Genomic DNA, 427 nt, shown 5'->3' with positions numbered 1-427 from the left:
ATGTGTATTTGAGTGTGTTATCAGCTAAAAATTTGATACTTTGACTGATTGTTTTTTCGTTTGCAGGGCTTTCACAACGGCTCATTCTTAAGCCGTTTTCAAGGCCATCACTTTTATATTTAAGAGTGCTGGTTATAAAGCAAAAGTTTGGTTTTTTAATGGTTCGGGTACCATTGTGGAGCGATCCAAATACAATTTGCTCACCAAGTTTAAAACCAGCACTTAAATCACTTTCATCTGTCAAACTCAAATTGCTGTTAACGCATAACCCTGAGTTGCTCGACACAACTTCGTAGGCTCCCAATTTTGACTTTAAAAGCGGTATAAATCGTGTTTTATTACTCGGCTCAGAAAAAGCATTTGCACTTGTAAAAGCGACAGTTAATAAAGCGAGTGTTAAATATTTCATTTCGTGGGTGTATCCTCG

1 protein-coding gene is annotated in these 427 nt (G+C 37.0%); it reads right to left on the bottom strand.

The features are described 5' to 3' along the window. Positions 1 to 409: hypothetical protein (locus AAEY83_RS12940; RefSeq protein ID WP_351059323.1), on the bottom strand; the 409-nt coding region annotated here is incomplete at its 3' end. Between the last annotated feature and the right edge of the window lie 18 nt (positions 410 to 427).

Source organism: Psychrobacter sp. TB20-MNA-CIBAN-0197 (genome assembly GCF_040309765.1).
GTDB classification, from domain to species: domain Bacteria; phylum Pseudomonadota; class Gammaproteobacteria; order Pseudomonadales; family Moraxellaceae; genus Psychrobacter; species Psychrobacter submarinus.
The sequence above is the reverse complement of the archived record's forward strand: the minus strand, read 5'-3'. Positions and strand labels throughout refer to the sequence as shown.